Origin of the sequence: Aliiroseovarius sp. Z3 (assembly GCF_029105185.1) — a bacterium.
Classification (GTDB): domain Bacteria; phylum Pseudomonadota; class Alphaproteobacteria; order Rhodobacterales; family Rhodobacteraceae; genus Aliiroseovarius.
The window spans coordinates 159,407-175,472 of sequence record NZ_JAFMZK010000003.1 but is presented as its reverse complement, the minus strand read 5'-3'; the positions used below and the strand labels follow the sequence as shown (position 1 = coordinate 175,472).

The 16,066-nt window shown below is 58.7% G+C and carries 19 protein-coding genes; 8 read left to right on the top strand and 11 right to left on the bottom strand.

What is annotated here, in order from left to right; all coding sequences use genetic code 11:
* Positions 1-24: 24 nt before the first annotated feature.
* Positions 25-1,608 (bottom strand): PAS-domain containing protein, encoded by a 1,584-nt coding sequence (locus J3R80_RS06530; protein WP_275392958.1) that lies wholly within the window; start codon positions 1,606-1,608, stop codon positions 25-27.
* Positions 1,609-1,706: 98 nt separating this feature from the next.
* A complete protein-coding gene (locus tag J3R80_RS06525; protein ID WP_275392957.1) occupies positions 1,707-3,125 on the bottom strand; it encodes an ActS/PrrB/RegB family redox-sensitive histidine kinase in 1,419 nt (472 codons plus the stop codon).
* A 101-nt stretch (positions 3,126-3,226) separates the two neighbouring features.
* On the opposite strand from J3R80_RS06525, the gene J3R80_RS06520 reads away from it, so the two are divergent.
* From J3R80_RS06520 to J3R80_RS06510, 3 genes are all read left to right on the top strand, one after another.
* Positions 3,227-3,856, top strand: coding sequence for an SCO family protein (locus tag J3R80_RS06520; RefSeq protein ID WP_275392956.1), 630 nt, complete (start codon positions 3,227-3,229; stop codon positions 3,854-3,856).
* Positions 3,857-3,939: 83 nt separating this feature from the next.
* A complete protein-coding gene (locus tag J3R80_RS06515) occupies positions 3,940-4,494 on the top strand; it encodes an ActR/PrrA/RegA family redox response regulator transcription factor (RefSeq protein WP_275392955.1) in 555 nt (184 codons plus the stop codon).
* Complete coding sequence (locus J3R80_RS06510) at positions 4,494-4,823, top strand: hypothetical protein (RefSeq protein ID WP_275392954.1); 330 nt, start codon at positions 4,494-4,496, stop codon at positions 4,821-4,823. Before J3R80_RS06515 ends, J3R80_RS06510 begins: the two co-directional genes overlap by 1 nt.
* Here J3R80_RS06510 and J3R80_RS06505 read toward each other — a convergent pair.
* Both J3R80_RS06505 and J3R80_RS06500 read right to left on the bottom strand, forming a co-directional pair.
* Positions 4,820-5,326: a GNAT family N-acetyltransferase gene (locus tag J3R80_RS06505; RefSeq protein ID WP_275392953.1), complete on the bottom strand. Its 507-nt coding sequence runs from the start codon at positions 5,324-5,326 to the stop codon at positions 4,820-4,822. The two genes, J3R80_RS06510 and J3R80_RS06505, sit on opposite strands and share 4 nt — an antisense overlap.
* Positions 5,323-5,919, bottom strand: a complete 597-nt coding sequence (locus tag J3R80_RS06500) for an HD family hydrolase (RefSeq protein WP_275392952.1) — start codon at positions 5,917-5,919, stop codon at positions 5,323-5,325. Before J3R80_RS06500 ends, J3R80_RS06505 begins: the two co-directional genes overlap by 4 nt.
* Positions 5,920-6,056: 137 nt before the next feature.
* On the opposite strand from J3R80_RS06500, the gene ahcY reads away from it, so the two are divergent.
* Both ahcY and J3R80_RS06490 read left to right on the top strand, forming a co-directional pair.
* Positions 6,057-7,442 carry an adenosylhomocysteinase gene (ahcY, locus tag J3R80_RS06495; RefSeq protein ID WP_275392951.1) on the top strand — a complete coding sequence of 462 codons (1,386 nt, stop codon included), beginning with the start codon at positions 6,057-6,059 and terminating at the stop codon, positions 7,440-7,442.
* A gap of 9 nt (positions 7,443-7,451) precedes the next feature.
* Positions 7,452-8,201: an extensin family protein gene (locus J3R80_RS06490; protein WP_275392950.1), complete on the top strand. Its 750-nt coding sequence runs from the start codon at positions 7,452-7,454 to the stop codon at positions 8,199-8,201.
* 39 nt (positions 8,202-8,240) lie between these two features.
* On the opposite strand, the gene trpB is transcribed toward J3R80_RS06490, so the two are convergent.
* Positions 8,241-9,443 (bottom strand): tryptophan synthase subunit beta, encoded by a 1,203-nt coding sequence (trpB, locus tag J3R80_RS06485; RefSeq protein ID WP_275392949.1) that lies wholly within the window; start codon positions 9,441-9,443, stop codon positions 8,241-8,243.
* 146 nt (positions 9,444-9,589) lie between these two features.
* Entirely contained in the window at positions 9,590-10,009 is a 420-nt protein-coding gene (gene lysM, locus J3R80_RS06480) for a peptidoglycan-binding protein LysM (protein ID WP_275392948.1), read from the bottom strand.
* A 170-nt stretch (positions 10,010-10,179) separates the two neighbouring features.
* Between lysM and J3R80_RS06475 the strand changes: the two genes are divergently transcribed.
* Positions 10,180-10,521 carry a DUF2853 family protein gene (locus tag J3R80_RS06475; RefSeq protein ID WP_275392947.1) on the top strand — a complete coding sequence of 114 codons (342 nt, stop codon included), beginning with the start codon at positions 10,180-10,182 and terminating at the stop codon, positions 10,519-10,521.
* A 248-nt stretch (positions 10,522-10,769) separates the two neighbouring features.
* Here the strand turns inward: J3R80_RS06475 and J3R80_RS06470 are convergent, their stop codons facing one another.
* Genes J3R80_RS06470 through tsaD form a run of 5 tightly spaced genes read right to left on the bottom strand, consistent with a single transcriptional unit; the run spans position 10,770 to position 13,940 of the window.
* A complete protein-coding gene (locus J3R80_RS06470; RefSeq protein ID WP_275392946.1) occupies positions 10,770-11,156 on the bottom strand; it encodes a DUF1761 domain-containing protein in 387 nt (128 codons plus the stop codon).
* Positions 11,157-11,205: 49 nt separating this feature from the next.
* Positions 11,206-11,625 (bottom strand): EVE domain-containing protein, encoded by a 420-nt coding sequence (locus J3R80_RS06465; protein WP_275392945.1) that lies wholly within the window; start codon positions 11,623-11,625, stop codon positions 11,206-11,208.
* Positions 11,625-11,897: a YciI family protein gene (locus J3R80_RS06460; RefSeq protein ID WP_275392944.1), complete on the bottom strand. Its 273-nt coding sequence runs from the start codon at positions 11,895-11,897 to the stop codon at positions 11,625-11,627. Before J3R80_RS06460 ends, J3R80_RS06465 begins: the two co-directional genes overlap by 1 nt.
* A 1-nt stretch (position 11,898) precedes the next feature.
* Positions 11,899-12,846: an NAD(P)H-dependent glycerol-3-phosphate dehydrogenase gene (locus J3R80_RS06455; protein ID WP_275392943.1), complete on the bottom strand. Its 948-nt coding sequence runs from the start codon at positions 12,844-12,846 to the stop codon at positions 11,899-11,901.
* Positions 12,843-13,940, bottom strand: a complete 1,098-nt coding sequence (tsaD, locus tag J3R80_RS06450) for a tRNA (adenosine(37)-N6)-threonylcarbamoyltransferase complex transferase subunit TsaD (RefSeq protein ID WP_275392942.1) — start codon at positions 13,938-13,940, stop codon at positions 12,843-12,845. Before tsaD ends, J3R80_RS06455 begins: the two co-directional genes overlap by 4 nt.
* 90 nt (positions 13,941-14,030) lie before the next feature.
* Here tsaD and J3R80_RS06445 point away from each other — a divergent pair, with 90 nt between their 5' ends.
* Both J3R80_RS06445 and J3R80_RS06440 read left to right on the top strand, forming a co-directional pair.
* A complete protein-coding gene (locus J3R80_RS06445) occupies positions 14,031-14,732 on the top strand; it encodes a uroporphyrinogen-III synthase (protein ID WP_275392941.1) in 702 nt (233 codons plus the stop codon).
* Positions 14,733-14,809: 77 nt separating this feature from the next.
* Positions 14,810-16,063 (top strand): hypothetical protein, encoded by a 1,254-nt coding sequence (locus tag J3R80_RS06440; RefSeq protein WP_275392940.1) that lies wholly within the window; start codon positions 14,810-14,812, stop codon positions 16,061-16,063.
* Positions 16,064-16,066: the final 3 nt, after the last annotated feature.

Sequence of the window (16,066 nt, the reverse complement as noted above, 5' to 3'; positions counted from 1 at the left end):
TCTGTCAGGGTGACGCAAGCCCGATCACACGCCAGCCGTCAGGAACTTTTCCGCGGGCGGTGTTGCCTGCACCGATGTTGCCGCAGTCGTGAACCGAACCATTGTTGCGCCGCGCATCATCGGAGTGACCGAGCAGGTCAGCATCTGGCCATTAGACAACATCACGGACTCGCTCCACGCCTCACGCTCAGCGTTGGTGGCAACGAACTCTTTGAGTTGCCGCCAAAGCGGCGTGTCTGCACAGACCTTGCGCCATGTCTTGACGGCATCCCCAAGATTGACATCGCCCAAAGTGGTCGACGGGTCGTCCTGCCATAATACGCTATAGGCTTTGTTGGACATGGCCAGAACGCCGCCAGCGTTGAAGATTGCAACGGCGTCGTCAAGGCTGTCCAGCGCGGCCTGACCCATCTCAAGCTCGGCCCGAAAGCGACGGGTCAGGGATATCTCTGCGCTGATGTCTTCAAACAGAAATGCAACCGCGCCGTCCGGGTGGGGCCGTCCCGTGACGCGATAGGTCTGACCGGTGGGAAGCGACCATGTTTCTTCATAGGTGCCATTTACCGCCGCTGCTTCCAGATCAGACATTCGCTGCCGCCACGAAATATAATCTTTCGGCTCGGGCATCATGCGTTTCTCGCGCAGACGGTCCAGAAAGCTGGACAGGGTTGGCCGTCCGACAAGGAAATCCACCGGCAGGGCGATCAGATCGGTAAGCGCGGGATTGAACAGCGTCAGCTGCCGCTTGCGGTCGAAGATGGCAAGACCAATGGGCAGATGCGCAAAGGTTTTGGTCAGAGTTGTAATAAACTCGTTGCGCGAAGTTTCCGCCTGCACAACCCGATCGGCAGGAATTGCAGTATAGAGCCTATCCTTGCCCAATTCTGCGTCATGTAGATCAAACCAGCGCCGTGTTTCATCATCCGGGAGCTGGATCGCCATGCGTCCGGGCTGGGGCAGATCATCGACATCCACCAACGTCCCCCGCTGGAAAACTTTATGCGGTGGCCATGCTGCCTGATCGGCCGGATCGCGCATCTTCTCAGCCAGATCCAGATAGGATTTGTTGGCCCAAGTGATGGTTCCGTCTTCGTCCTCGCGCCAGACCATCAGCGGCAGGTGCTCGGACGTGGCGCGCAGGCTTGCAAGTTCGTGCTGCATTGCGTCCAAGCTCAACTGGTCCACTGCTTTGTTGGGGGTGTGGTTTTCATTATCGATAAGCTCAATCCGGGCCAGACCATTGCGCCATTCTGCAACTATCCGGTTGGTGCCATCGGCAGAGGTCAGGGACAGCGTGCCCAGATCGGCCAGATCGCCCATATGCTTCGTCAGATCGGGAAAGCGGTTTTGAAGCAGCTGTGCAAACCGCTGCCAATCCGTTTCTTGTCCGGCGGGTCGACCGGCCAGCATCATTTGACGCGCAGCTGATGTGGCGTCGCACAGGGTTTCGTCGTCGAACAGAAACACCAACTGGCCATCAGAGGTGAAGGCATCATCACGCAGGCTTTTGCGCCGCCGCGCGTCCACCCAGGACAGGGACAGAAGCGCAACGAAGGCGATCAGAAATGCGACAAGGACAACACCGATTACAAGCAATGTATTAAACATAGGCGCACCCATCTGCCCCGACGCACCCGTTGCGCCGGATCTGGCAGTCAGGCAACCTAATCACGGGTTGGTTAATGAAGGTTTAACTGTTGGCGACGTCACCGAAACGGGATGTTGTCGCCCAGCCCGCCTTCGGTTGGTTTTTGTTCGATCCCCCCGGCGATGCGGGGCCAGATGACCTGTGCAATGGCGCCTGATTTCTCGCGCGGGTGCGGTCGGCCAGTGTACGGTTCGGTTCCGTTGGCAAAACTCAGTTTGGCGCCGGTCCGTTCCAGCAGGGCCTTGGCGATGAACAGCCCCAGCCCCATCCCTTTGTATCCACGCCGCTGACCCTTGTCCTGCGCGGGTTTCTTGCCGCGTATGAAAGGATCCCCGATCCAGCCGATTACTTGCGGGGCATAGCCGCGACCATCGTCAATGATCCGCAGCTTGATCTCAGCTTCGGTCCAATCAATTTCGATCCAGACTGTCGTTGTCGCGAAATCGACCGCATTCTGAATCAGGTTGCGCAGGCCATGGATGACCTCGGGCCGACGCGCGACGACAGGTTCGTCCGACGGATCGTTGAGCTGCGACACGACCGAGATTTCCAGCGCCTTGCCACGATCTGCATGGGGTTCGGCGGCCTCTTCCACCAGTGTCACAAGGGGCACGCTTTTCATCAGCATGTCGTCCTTGCCTGCCCGGCCCATCGACTGAAGAATATCCCGGCATCGGTCAGCCTGTTGGCCAATCAGGGCGGCGTCGTCGCGCAGATCCGCCTGATTGTCCAGCTCATCGACAAGCTCGGATGCGGCCAGCTTGATGGTGGCCAGCGGCGTGCCAAGTTCGTGCGCGGCGGCGGCCACGACACCGCCAAGATCGGTCAACTTCTGTTCGCGGGACAGGGCCATCTGTGTGGCCAGAAGGGCCTCGGACATCGACCGCATCTCGGACGAGATGCGGCGTGTGTAAAGGCCCACGAAGCCGATTGAAGTGACCACGGCGACCCAGATGCCGAACACGAACAGATCGGGCATAAGCACGGTTACACCGTCATAGGTGTGCAAAGGGATGTTGAAATCTGCAACCGCCGTTGTGGCGGCAATCGCAACACTGCCGACGATCACGGTCGCACGCGTGGACAGGGCGGTCGCGGCCACCGTGACAGGTGCCACGATCAACACCATGAACGGGTTGTGCAGCCCGCCCGTCAGGAACACCATGAAAGCCAGCTGCAGCGTGTCGAACAAAAGCATCCCTGTCGCGTCCCGCTCATTCAGACGCGCATTCTTGGGAAACACGGCGAGCGAGACCAGATTGGCGATCACCGCCAGCCCAACCGCAACGGCTGCCCAGCCAAGCGGGATGTTCAGCGAGAATGCAAAGATCGACACTATTATGGCGGCGATCTGCCCGAAAATGGCCGCCCAGCGCAGCACCACCAATGTGCGAAGGCGGACCCAGCGACCGGGCAACATTTCGCCATCGTCGTGAAACATGCGATGGTTCAAAGGGCCTGTGCTATTCTCGATCATGTGATCCATCGCTTGCTGGTTTTGGGTTGCGTCATTCTGGTCCCTTGTTAGTCCTGCACAAAAGGACGATCAATGCCGACGAAGGATCAAGGAGAAAGCCGATGATGCGTGTATATGCAGTTACCGCGGCCGTTGCCGTCGCAGCTTTGCTGGGCGCAACCTGGTACGTCACAACCGGCGAGGCTGACAAGTTTGCACAATGCCGCGCCGGGACTGTTGGTACGGGTGTGGCATCCATCGGCGGGTCGTTCGAGCTGACCGACGAAACCGGCAAGCTGGTGACCGACAAAGATGTGATCACAAAACCGACGCTGGTATACTTTGGTTACACGTTCTGCCCGGATGTCTGTCCGCTGGACAACGCACGTAATGCCGAGGCGATGCGCCTGTTGCAGGATCGTGGCTATGACGTGCAATCCGCGTTCATCTCGATCGACCCAGAGCGGGATACGCCCGAGCATTTGGCCGATTTCACCAGCTACATGCACGAAGACATGATCGGACTGACCGGCACGCCCGAACAGGTGAAAGCCGCAAGCCAAGCCTACAAGACCTATTATCGCAAGCAAGAGCCGGAAGAGGGTCAGGAAGAATACTATCTGATAGATCATTCGACCTTTACCTATCTGATGTTCCCCGACACTGGTTTTGCCGATTTTTTCAAGCGGGATGAGACACCGGCGCAGATGGCGGACCGGGTGGGATGTTTCATTGATGCCTCAGACAAATAGCCAATATCGGCGCGTTGAAATTGACCTTACGGTGCGAAACGCATAGGTAAAGTTGAATAAGACGCGAACCGGAGGTTGGTCGGATGACGGCACAGGAACTAGAAGCGATCGGTGAGGACGCATCCCTGCTGCTTGTGGATGATGACGAGCCGTTTTTACGTCGTCTGGCGCGCGCAATGGAAAAACGAGGATTCGCGCCGGAAACTGCTGGATCAGTAGCTGCCGGTAAGGCGATTGCCACGGCCCGCCCGCCCGCCTATGCCGTGGTTGACTTGCGGCTGGACGATGGCAACGGGCTGGACGTGGTTGAAACCATTCGAGAAAAACGCCCGGATGCACGAATTGTGGTGTTGACCGGGTATGGTGCGATTGCCACCGCCGTGTCTGCGGTGAAAATCGGTGCAAATGATTACCTGTCAAAGCCAGCGGATGCGAATGACGTGATGAATGCGCTGCTGGCAAAGTCGGATGGCATGCCGCCTCCGCCTGAAAACCCAATGTCGGCGGATCGGGTCCGGTGGGAGCATATCCAGCGCGTTTATGAGCTTTGTGACCGCAATGTCTCGGAAACTGCGCGGCGTCTGAACATGCACCGCCGCACCTTGCAGCGTATCCTGGCCAAGCGTAGCCCAAAGTAATGCGAATACTGGTCCTTCTTGCTGTGCTGGCCGGCCTGACGGCCTGCGTCGCGCCTGCCCCAACCCGAAGCGCGGTGGTCATTCGCCCCGATGCCACGGGGCTTCAAGTTGATCCGGTGAACAAACGGATAGATTTTGGACGCTCTCCCAAAGGTGTGGTGCCAGCGATGGATCGTGAGCTTGGCCGCCATGTGGCCTTGCCGCTGGAGGGATGCCCGACCGGTGTCGTTCGGCAACTGCAATGGAATGACCTGGTGCTGACCTTCACACGGGAACGGTTCGTGGGCTGGCGCGATGCGACCGGGCGTCAGGGGCAGACCTGTGCCTAGGCAATGTCGAAGCGCTTGCGCGTCTTGTCCACCACCGTTCCATCGGACAAAACCATGCCTTTTATGCTGGAATAGTCCCTGAATCCGAGTTTCGAGTAATAGGCCAATCCGGGCAGGTTATCGGTGCGAATGCTGGCGTCGATGGCCCGCACTTTCGCGCGTTTGGCGGCCAACAGCGTCTCCCGCCACAAGATCTGCCCAACGCCACGGCCTTGCAACCCGCTGCGCACGAAGCTGGCGATCACCGCCCAGCCCTCGGGCAAGGCTTCGGGTCCAGTATAATCCGGGTCGGCCCATTCCAGCAGTTGAAACCCCAGCAAATCACCACCTTCAAGGGCCAATGTCGTGCGGATCAGGCGCGGTTCGTCAATATGGGTGGCCCGCATGCGGTCGGCGTCGAAGTCCGAGCGGTGCGCGGTGGTCGACCCCTCGCGAATGATCGGGTTCAGCAGGTCGCACATGGCTTGGGCGTCGGCGGCAAGGGCTTTGCGCGTTGTGATCATGTCATCTGTCCCAAAAGCGTGTTGTGGCGGGCGGTAAAGTCCTGCCGCACATCGGCAGGCGCGCGCAGGACGATGGTCAGACCGTCAATCTGTTTCGGGTCCGGCACGCCGAAGAACCTGTTGGCTTCTTCGACGGCAAAGCCCGCGATCTGGGTCGCCTCCAACCACGCGGAAATCCGATCCGCCTTCTTGATCGCCTTCTTGATCGTGTCGGGCAGTTTGGCGGGCAGGCCAAACTTGATATGAATGGCGGCCATCAATCGGTCATCAAGCTCTCCATAGGCTGGGCCGACCGCCGATTTGACCGGTGAAATCATATCGCCAATCACATATTCCGGGGCATCATGCAGAAGCGCCGCCAACCGCCATTTCACCGGTGCGTTGGGATTCATGCGGGAATACAGCGTTTCGACGAGCAGCGAATGTTCGGCCACGGAATAGGGGAAATCGCCAAAGGTCTGCCCGTTCCAGCGTGCCACAAAGGCCAGACCGTGCGCGATATCCTCAATCTCGATATCCATCGGGGTCGGGTCCAGAAGGTCAAGGCGTCGACCCGACAGCATCCGTTGCCATGCGCGGGGTTGTTTGGGCATTGTGGCGGTCTCCTCGCGTGCTTCGGGGCGCACTCTGGGGTTTTTACGCGTCAAGTCAATCGGGCTTGATTGCCAGCCTGCCAATAGAATGCTACGGCACCTGCCAAACGTATTGGGTTCTGCACCGGAGAAACACCGTGACCAAAGATTATATTGTCAAAGACATCAACCTTGCCGAGTTCGGGCGCAAGGAGCTGGACATCGCCGAAACCGAAATGCCCGGCCTGATGGCGCTGCGCGACGAATATGGCGAAAGCAAACCTTTGGCGGGTGCGCGGATCGTCGGTTCGCTGCACATGACCATTCAAACTGCGGTTCTGATTGAAACGCTGGTCGCGCTGGGCGCCGATGTGCGCTGGGCGTCGTGCAACATCTTCTCGACCCAAGACCACGCGGCTGCCGCGATTGCCGAAGCTGGCGTTCCGGTTTTCGCCATCAAAGGCCAATCGCTGGAAGAGCACTGGGATTATCTGGATAAATCGTTCCAATTCCCGGAAGGTCCGAACCTGATCCTGGACGATGGCGGCGACGCGACACTGTACATCCTGCTGGGCGCCCGCGCCGAAGCTGGCGAAGATCTGGGTGTGCCCGGTTCGGAAGAAGAGACCGTGATCCACGCACAGATCAAGAAGCGCATGGAGGCCAGCCCCGGTTGGTTCACCAAGATGCGCGCGCAGATCAAAGGTGTCTCGGAAGAGACCACCACCGGCGTGCACCGCTTGTATGATCTGGTGAAGAACGGCCAACTGCCCTTCCCGGCGATCAACGTGAACGACTCGGTCACCAAGTCGAAATTCGACAACAAATACGGCTGTAAGGAATCGCTGGTCGACGGCATCCGCCGCGCCACCGACACGATGATGGCCGGTAAGGTTGCCGTGGTTTGTGGTTATGGCGATGTGGGCAAAGGCTCGGCCGCGTCTCTTCGCGGTGCAGGTGCCCGCGTGAAAGTGACTGAAATCGACCCGATCTGCGCGTTGCAAGCGGCAATGGACGGGTTCGAGGTTGTGACGCTGGAAGACGCTGTGGACAGCGCCGACATTTTCATCACCACCACCGGCAACAAAGACGTCATCCGCATCGAGCATATGCGCGCGATGAAGGACATGGCGATTGTCGGCAACATCGGCCATTTCGACAATGAAATTCAGGTGGCGAACCTGAAGAACCACAAGTGGACCAACATCAAGGATCAAGTGGACATGATCGAGATGCCCTCGGGCAACCGCATCATCCTGCTGTCCGAAGGCCGCCTGCTGAACCTTGGCAATGCCACCGGCCACCCGTCCTTCGTGATGTCGGCATCCTTCACCAATCAGGTGCTGGCCCAGATCGAGCTGTGGACCAAGGGGGATGAGTACAAGAACGACGTCTACATCCTGCCCAAGCATCTGGACGAAAAAGTCGCCCGTCTGCATCTGGACCGGATCGGCGTGAAGCTGTCCAAGCTGAGCAGCGATCAGGCGTCTTATATCGGTGTGACACCTGAAGGGCCGTTCAAGCCCGAGCATTATCGTTACTAACTCCGCATTATGAACGATGAACCACAGCGCCGCCCCGTGTTTCGCAGGGCGGCGCTTTCTGTTTTATCTGCGCTGTTTTCGGCGGTGCTGCTTGGGCTTGTGGCGATGTGGTTCCTATTGCGACCGGGTGGCCCGTTACCTGATCATTGGAACCCGACCAAACGATTGACGATTGGTGCTCCGGTCACGGTCGTCACCCGGTTGCAGATGATGCGCGCGTTGGATGATGTCGCAGAATGCCGTTCCGTTCTGGACCAGGCGGGTGTTGTGTTTGACCCTATGTCCGACCTTGAGGTGGATGAAAACTGCGGAATCGAAGGGCGAGGTCTTCTGTCAACATTGCCCAATTCGCGCATGAATAGGGTCGAAACCCGTTGTGAAACCGCCTTGCGGCTTGCGATGTGGGAAGAACATGTCGTCCAACCTGCTGCACGCGAAGTGCTGGGCAGCGAAGTCGCCGCGATCACCCAGATTGGCAGCTATAATTGCCGCAAGATGCGCACCAGCCGCGGCACAGAAGGGCGATGGAGCAGCCACGCCAAAGCAAATGCGATCGACATCACAGGCGTGCGACTGGCTGACGGTCGCCAGCTATCATTGTTAAAGGATTGGGATGGTGACGGCCCCGAAGCTGCGTTCCTTCGGCGCATCTGGCGTGGGTCATGTGATTGGTTTCGACTGGTGCTTGGACCGGACTACAATCAACTGCACGCCGATCATTTCCATCTGGAGAACACAGGCTGGGGATATTGCCGATAGGATGGCCCCACATCATCTCGGATGCAGGGCCAAGCTGGGTTAGTCACCAAACCCGAAGGTTTCGGTCACATAGTCGATGTCCTTGTCACCGCGCCCTGACAGGTTGATCAGGATCGACTTGCCCGGATTTTTCGGGGCTTCCCGCATCGCAAAGGCAACGGCATGGGCGCTTTCCAGCGCCGGGATGATGCCCTCGTGCCGGCTTAGCGCGAAGAACGCGTCCAATGCCTCTTTGTCATTTGCAGCAGTGTAGTTGGCCTTGCCGATGCGATGAAGGTGGGCGTGCTCTGGCCCAACGCCCGGATAGTCCAGACCCGAGGCGACGGTGTGCACGGGGGCAGGTTCACCGTTTTCGTCTTTCAGAACCATGGTGCGGAAGCCGTGAATGTCGCCGTCTTCGCCGAAGGTGATGGTCGCGGCGTGTTCACCCAGTTTCGACGAGGTGCCCATTGGCTCGACGCCATAAAGCGCCACATCATCATCGTCGATGAAGCCCGAAAACAGGCCCATCGCGTTTGATCCGCCACCGACGCAGGCGGCAACCATATCGGGTAGACCGCCGGTCATCTCGACAAACTGCTCGCGCGCTTCGACACCCACGACGTGCTGGAAGTCGCGGACCATCATCGGGAACGGGTGCGGACCCACGACGGATCCGATGGCGAACAACGCTTGGTCGGCTTGCTCCATATAGCTGCCGAAACAGCTGTCCACCGCCTCTTTCAGCGAACGTCCGCCGAAGCCCACCGGCACGACCTCGGCGCCCAGCAGCTTCATGCGGGTGACGTTGGGGGCTTCTTTGGCGATGTCGATCTCGCCCATGTGAATTTCACATTCCAAGCCGAAATAGGCAGCAGCGGTGGCCAATGCGACCCCGTGTTGCCCCGCGCCGGTTTCGGCCATCAGCTTTGTCTTGCCCATGAACTTGGCCAGAAGACCTTCGCCCATACAGTGGTTCAGTTTATGCGCGCCGGTGTGGTTCAAATCCTCGCGTTTGGCATAAATCTGCGCGCCGCCTGACAGGTTCGACAGGTTTTTCAAATAGGACACCGGCGTCGGACGCCCCTGGAAGTGCTTGCGGATGTGGCGAAGCTCGGCGATGAAATCGGCGGACTTCGAAATGCGATCATACGCTTCGCGGATTTCCTTGAAGTGTGGCTCAAGCGGCGGTGGCAACATAGCGCCGCCATAATCTCCGAACATGCCGTCACGGGTGGGGGTGGATTTCAAATAAGATGCCATCGACTTTCTGATCCTCGCTTGCAGGTTTCTGCGGATCAGACAGCGACTTGTCTTTTGCCACAAGGCGAAAATTGCCGCAGGGGTTGATTTTGCAAGCAAAAACGGCCCGCAGGTGAGCGGGCCGTTCTGAATACTATACGTCTGTCTTAGCCGGGGATGCGCAGGTTCTGGCCCGGATAGATCAGGTCAGGATCCTTCAGCATCGGCTTGTTGGCTTCAAAGATCTCTTTATAGCGTGCGCCGTTGCCAAGTGTTTTCTCGGCAATCGCCCAAAGCGTGTCACCTTTTTCAACCGTGTGGAATGTCGGTTCGTTGTCCAGATCGGCTTCGACCTCGGCGACGCCTTCGACATTGCCGACCGCCAGAATGACCTTTTCGCGATCTTCCGCGCTCAGGTTTTCACCGCCTTTGACGGTAACCTTTTCGCCGTCTACCTTGATATCCAAACCGGATGTGTCGATGCCCAGATCAGCCACTTCCTTGTTCAGGCTGTCTGCCGAGGCTGTTTCATCCCCGCCACCGAACAGTGATTTTCCTGCGCCCTTCACAAAACTCCAAAGACCCATAGTTTCCTCCATTACAAAAAACATGCGATCGGTGACATCCTGCGTGAAATCGAACCAGATGCCTAGGGGGAATACGGCGGCAAACTTTTCCTTTGACCAATTTAAGATTGTGCTTAGTCTCGTTGACGAATTGGGCCTCGGCCTATTGGTAAAATTTATGGGAGACCAAAATGGGTAAACGTGACGAACTGATTGCTAAATATGCCGATGATCTGAAATCGAAATGTGGCATGACACCGGATATGGATCTTCTGACCAAGGTGACCATTGGTTGCGGCCCTGCGATCTATAATGCCGATGCGTCAACCGTTGCAGCCGGTCAGGACAGCGAGCTTGAGACCGTGAAAGACAATTTCCTGGTCAAGAAACTGGGGCTGGCCGATGGTCCGCAACTGATGGATGCAATCAACGCCGTTATCGACACTTATGGCCGGAGCGAGCGCAACAAGTATCGCGCCGTCGTGTATTACATGCTTGTCAAGCATTTCGGTAAGGAATCCGTCTACGGCTAAGCTGTAAAGACGTGATGCGAGGGCGCTGCCATTTCGGCGGCGCCTTTATTAATGAAGCATTAACTTATTGATTTCGAATAATATTGTATACAAAGCATGCTTGCGCGGTGATGCGCAGGCCGCTAATGTCCAACTGAAGGCTAGGATGGCTGGACCCGAATTTCAAAGTCGCTTGTGGTGCTGGGGAGCACGTGGGGTGGAAAGGAGGGGCCGAGACGTCAGCCCCTCCTTTCTTGTTTTTCAGAATATCAGAACAGGGCAAGCACCAACCCGATCACCGCACATCCGCCTGCGGCATAGCCACCGTCGATCCAGATCAGGCTTTTGTCGCGATTGCCAAACATCACATTGTTCGCGATCCAGGGTGCCACAACAAACAGACCCAGCCCCAAGCCTGTGATCAGGCCCTTCCCGACCGTATCAATGCCCGCCATGACGAATATGTGCCGCATCATTCCGGCAACGATAATCGCACTGATGAATGCAACGATGAACGGCACCGGTGATTTGTCGACGGGCTTTCCGTTTTCGTCGACAGCGATACCGGTCGCTTTTACCCACTGCTTGGCCAGCGCCATGTACCACACCGCACCAAACGCGTATCCCGCGATGGCGGCAATTAACACCTGCAACATAAACTCTCCTCCTGTGCGCGTTTATGGTGCGGATATGATTGCACAAAATCTATTCGCTGTCGCCGGAAAGCGAAAGAATGGTGTCCCATTCCTTTTTCGTCACGGGCTGAACTGACAGTCGGCTGTTGTTGACCAGTACCATATCCGCAAGGCGCGGGTCTTCTTTGCACATGGCCAGCGTCACCGGGTTTTTCAGCGGTCGCACGGCCTTGATGTCCACGCAGTCCCAACGCTCATCATCGGTGGTGCTGTCGGGATGGCTTTCGGCGATAACCTCGACGATGCCCACGATCTCTTTTTCCTTTTGCGAGTGATAGAAGAAGCCCAGATCGCCGATCTTCATGTCCCGCATATGGTTGCGCGCCTGATAGTTGCGCACGCCATCCCATTCTTCGCCTGCGTCACCTTTGGCGACCTGTTGATCCCAGCTCCAGGTCGAGACTTCGGATTTGAAAAGCCAGTATGCCATTAGCCCACCACCTTGTTCCATTGTTCGATGCGGACGTTCGAAAACAGGCCCGCCTTGGCATAGGGGTCGCCGTCAGCCCAGGCCTGCGCCGCGTCGCGGTCAGCGACATCCAAGATCACAAGCGATCCGCACATCACACCATCAGCGTCCAGAAACGGCCCGGCCTGTGCCACAACGCCGGTGTCCTTGATATAGGCCAGATGGGCGTCGCGGTTGGCTTTTCGGATATCAATCGCACCGGGTTTGTCGGTGCAAATTAGCGCTGTCAGCATGTTATTCCTCCTTCAAGGGCCGCGTCAGCAACATGTCCGCAGCTTCTTTCACAGTCAGATGTTTTTCAAGAACGGCGACGACCATATCGGCAATGGGCATGTCCAGACCCAGCGTTTGGGCAAGGTTAGAGACTGCTTTTGCTGTTGCCTTGCCTTCGACGGTCGTGCCTTCGGGCACCGGTTCGCCCCGACCAAGGGCAAGGCCATAAGCGAAGTTTCGTGATTTTTCGGATGAACAGGTAAGCGCAAGATCACCAAAACCTGACAGTCCAGATAAGGTTTCCGGTCGGGCGCCGCGTGACAGGGCAAGTCGCTGCATCTCGGCGAAGCCTCGTGTCATCAACGCGGCGTGGGCACTCTCACCAAGCCCTGCACCAAGCGTAATGCCACAGGCGATGGCCACCACGTTTTTCAAGGCGCCACCGATTTCGACTCCGATCAGATCCGAGCTGCGATAAAGGCGGATGTTTGGGGTGGACAGGGCAGCTTGCAGCGCGTGTCCATCTTCGACCGCCAGTGTCAGCGCCGTTGGCAAGCCAGCGGCGATGTCGACGGCAAAGCTTGGCCCCGACAAGATGGCGGGGATCGCTGCGGGGCAGGTGCGGCGGATGATCTCGGCCGGACCAAGGCCCGTGGTCAGGTCAATGCCTTTACAGCAGGCCACAAGGGTCTTGCCGTTCAGAAGCGCTGCGTGCTCTGACAGGAACCCGGCAAGGGATTGCATCGGGACCGCCAACAGCAGGATGTTGGAGTGGGCAGCGTCAGACAGGTTGTCTGTGACGTCCAGTGTTTCAGGAAAGGTGAAGCCCGGCAGGCGGCGGGTGTTCTCGCGTGCTGTGTCCATTCCGGCCAGATCGCGCGCCCACAGCGTCACCGGTTGCCCGGCGCGCGCCAGTGAGATTGCCAGGGCGGTGCCGAAGGCGCCCGCGCCCAAGACTGAAACACTCATGCTTTTGCCCCTTTCTTCCCCGATCCAAGCATGGCGGGGGCGTGCTGGTCCAGAGGCCATCTTGGCCGGGCCTGCAGGGTCATATCGTCGCGCGCGCCTGTGCGAAACCGTTCGATCCCGGCCCAGGCGATCATCGCGGCATTGTCCGTGCACAAGGCAAGCGGTGGGGCAAGAAATGCCACGTTGGCTTGATCACAAACAGTCTCTAACGCACCACGAATGGTCATATTAGCGGCCACACCGCCAGCCACGGCGAGCGTGGGAGAGGACGGCGCCAAGGTCAGATATTCTGTCAGCGCCCGGCGTGATTTTTCGGCCAGAACGTCGGTCACAGCAGCCTGAAACCCGGCACAAAGATCGGCGCGGTCGGTGCGGCGCAACCCGCCATGTTCGCTGACCAACCGGTCCCGTTCCCGCAGCAGGGCGGTTTTCAATCCTGAAAAACTCATGTCACATCCCGGCCGGTCCAACAGTGGGCGGGGGAACCTGAACCGTTCAGGGTCGCCGTTGCGCGCCTCGACCTCGACCGACGGCCCGCCGGGTTGCGGCAGGGCCAGAAGCTTCGCGGTCTTGTCGAACGCTTCGCCGGGGGCGTCGTCGATGGTGCCGCCGAGCCTTTGAAAGTCCTCCGGTCCCTTTGCGATCAGAAACTGACAATGGCCACCGGACACCAGCAGCATCAGGTAAGGAAACACGGTTTGATCCGTCAGGCGTGGGGTCAGGGCATGACCGGCCAGATGGTTTACGCCGATCAGCGGTAGGCCGGATCCGGCTGCCAACCCTTTGGCGCACATAACACCGGCCACGACCCCACCGATCAGCCCGGGCCCTGCGGTGACGGCGATCCCATCCAAGTCTCGCAGTTGCAGATTCGCCTGCAACAGAGCCTCTTCCACGCAAATATCCAGTTTTTCGGCATGGGCGCGGGCCGCGATTTCTGGCACAACGCCACCGAAATCAGCATGTAATGCGGTTTGCCCCGCCACGACGGACGACAAGATCTGTGGCGCTTGGCCGGGCATATGCCGCACCACCGCCGCCGCCGTGTCATCGCAAGAGCTTTCCAGCCCCAACAGGGTAATCGTGTCAGTCATCGCGGTCTGGTCCAAACGGGATTGGTTGCGGAACGGCCTTTGGTCGGGGTAACACCACAGGACAAATCAGACAATCCCGGCAGGCTTATCATGTCCACCCCAAAGACGCTGGTTCTGACCCGGCCTGAGCAAAGCGCCGACCAACTGTTGGATCAGATCAGAGAAACCTTGGGTCGCGATGTGCCGGTTGTTCGCTCTCCGATCATGAAAATCACGGCAACCGGGGACTGGCCCGACCTTACAGGTGCGGATGTCATCATCGCCACGTCAGCCCACGCAATTCACGGGCCCCTTGATGGCAGGCCTGTCCTGTGTGTCGGTGCGCGCACCGCCGAGGCGGCAAGGCAGGCAGGGGGCGACGTGCGCCATTGCGCGCTGGATGCGATGTCGTTGCTTGCCTGGATGGAAATCCAGCCCGATCCGGGTTTCGTGCTTTACCTACGCGGAACGCATGTGGCCACGGATATCCCGGACGCGCTGGCAAAGCGGTCGATCAAGGCCCGTTCCGTTCAGACGTATCAGCAAGAAGACCTGCCGCTGACCGATGCAGCCCGAACCGTTTTGGAGGGGGAGAGACCATCAATCCTTCCCCTTTTTTCGCCGCGTTCGGCACGCTTGGTTGGGCAGGCGGTTGATCGGGTCGGGGCCGATGTTCATGTCATCGCGATCAGCAGCGCTGTTGCCGAGGTCTGGCGCGCCGAGACAGGTGGACCGTGCGAAGTCGTTTCCTCGCCCACCGGGGCGGCGATGGCGGATCGGATAATAGCGGCCTGCGACACTGACCTTGCTTGAGCCACCGGGGGTCGCAAGTTAAGCTGAAACCACAGACGTGCCGTGTTTTTCTTTAAGAGATTCGAGAGGTTCCGAAATTGGCCAAATCCCGCAAACCAGCCAAGGACACGCCCGAAACGGTCGAGGATGCAGTTGTCGTTGACGAACCCCAAACCGTAGAGGCGGAGAAGAAGAACGAGGCGTCTGAACCCGATGCGTCGGATCAGGCAGGGTCTGACATTGAAAATCCAGGCGCGGACACATCGAAGCCTGAAACTGATCTAGAAGCGGTTGAAACCGATATCGACACTCAGCTTGCCGAAGACGCAACTGCCGAAGTTCACGAGCGGCCAGCCGCGCGCGGCGGATCGACATTTTTGCCGCTGCTGTTGGGTGGGGCGGTGACGGCGGCGTTGGGTTTCGGTGCGGCGCGCTATCCCGATCAATGGCCCTTTGTCAGCCAACCCGAAGTGGACCCGGTCGAGGTCAAGCTGACGGAACTGGGCGATCGGGTGTCGGGTGTCGAGGATACAGCGGCGACGCAATCCTCTGCGCTGACCGAATTGCAGAGCGATACCGGATTGGATCAGCTTCGTGGCGAAATGACCGGTCAACTGGACCAGCTGCGCGTCCAATACGATGCAATGTCTGAGAAGCTGACGGATCTGGAAAACCGCGTTCACACGGTCGAGAAACTGCCGCAAGGATCCGGCATGGAAGCCGCCGCTGCAGCGGCAGCGGCGTATGAGCGCGAGTTGCAGCAGATGCGCCAGATGCTGGACGCAGAGCTTGAGCGCATTGGGAATGCGCAGGATCAGGCACAAACGCTTGAGGTTAGCGCCGCCGAGGCTGCCAAAGCCGCGGCTGCACGGGCGGCGATGTCGCGTGTGTTGGCATCACTGGAAAGCGGGCAACCCTATGGCGATGCGCTGTTCGATCTGACCGAGAATGCGGGTTCTAACGCGCCTGTCGCCCTGTCCGCTCATGCGGAAACGGGGATCGTGACACTGGCCACCTTGCAGGCACGTTTTCCCGAAGCCGCACGCGATGCACTGGATGCGTCGATCCGGGCGGCTGTTGAGGGGGGTCAGATGGATCGTGTAACCGCGTTTTTACGCACGCAGCTGGGCGCCCGGTCGCTTGAACCGAAGGAAGGGGATGATCCAGACGCGATCCTGTCGCGCGCCGAAGCCGCGTTGAAGGATGGGCGGATCGCCGCGGCACTGACCGAGCTTGAGGCCATGCCAGACGCCGGCAAACCCGCGCTTGACGGCTGGATCGAGCAAGCCACCGCCCGCAAAGACGCGCTTGAGGCTGCACAAGCCCTGGCCCAGCAAGTGAACAGCAATTAAGGA

Coding starts and splice junctions, on each gene's coding strand:
- J3R80_RS06530 (WP_275392958.1), bottom strand. CDS start 1,608: ATGTTTAATACATTGCTTGTAATCGGTGTTGTCCTTGTCGCATTTCTG.
- J3R80_RS06525 (WP_275392957.1), bottom strand. CDS start 3,125: ATGATCGAGAATAGCACAGGCCCTTTGAACCATCGCATGTTTCACGAC.
- J3R80_RS06520 (WP_275392956.1), top strand. CDS start 3,227: ATGATGCGTGTATATGCAGTTACCGCGGCCGTTGCCGTCGCAGCTTTG.
- J3R80_RS06515 (WP_275392955.1), top strand. CDS start 3,940: ATGACGGCACAGGAACTAGAAGCGATCGGTGAGGACGCATCCCTGCTG.
- J3R80_RS06510 (WP_275392954.1), top strand. CDS start 4,494: ATGCGAATACTGGTCCTTCTTGCTGTGCTGGCCGGCCTGACGGCCTGC.
- J3R80_RS06505 (WP_275392953.1), bottom strand. CDS start 5,326: ATGATCACAACGCGCAAAGCCCTTGCCGCCGACGCCCAAGCCATGTGC.
- J3R80_RS06500 (WP_275392952.1), bottom strand. CDS start 5,919: ATGCCCAAACAACCCCGCGCATGGCAACGGATGCTGTCGGGTCGACGC.
- J3R80_RS06490 (WP_275392950.1), top strand. CDS start 7,452: ATGAACGATGAACCACAGCGCCGCCCCGTGTTTCGCAGGGCGGCGCTT.
- trpB (WP_275392949.1), bottom strand. CDS start 9,443: ATGGCATCTTATTTGAAATCCACCCCCACCCGTGACGGCATGTTCGGA.
- lysM (WP_275392948.1), bottom strand. CDS start 10,009: ATGGGTCTTTGGAGTTTTGTGAAGGGCGCAGGAAAATCACTGTTCGGT.
- J3R80_RS06475 (WP_275392947.1), top strand. CDS start 10,180: ATGGGTAAACGTGACGAACTGATTGCTAAATATGCCGATGATCTGAAA.
- J3R80_RS06470 (WP_275392946.1), bottom strand. CDS start 11,156: ATGTTGCAGGTGTTAATTGCCGCCATCGCGGGATACGCGTTTGGTGCG.
- J3R80_RS06465 (WP_275392945.1), bottom strand. CDS start 11,625: ATGGCATACTGGCTTTTCAAATCCGAAGTCTCGACCTGGAGCTGGGAT.
- J3R80_RS06460 (WP_275392944.1), bottom strand. CDS start 11,897: ATGCTGACAGCGCTAATTTGCACCGACAAACCCGGTGCGATTGATATC.
- J3R80_RS06455 (WP_275392943.1), bottom strand. CDS start 12,846: ATGAGTGTTTCAGTCTTGGGCGCGGGCGCCTTCGGCACCGCCCTGGCA.
- tsaD (WP_275392942.1), bottom strand. CDS start 13,940: ATGACTGACACGATTACCCTGTTGGGGCTGGAAAGCTCTTGCGATGAC.
- J3R80_RS06445 (WP_275392941.1), top strand. CDS start 14,031: ATGTCCACCCCAAAGACGCTGGTTCTGACCCGGCCTGAGCAAAGCGCC.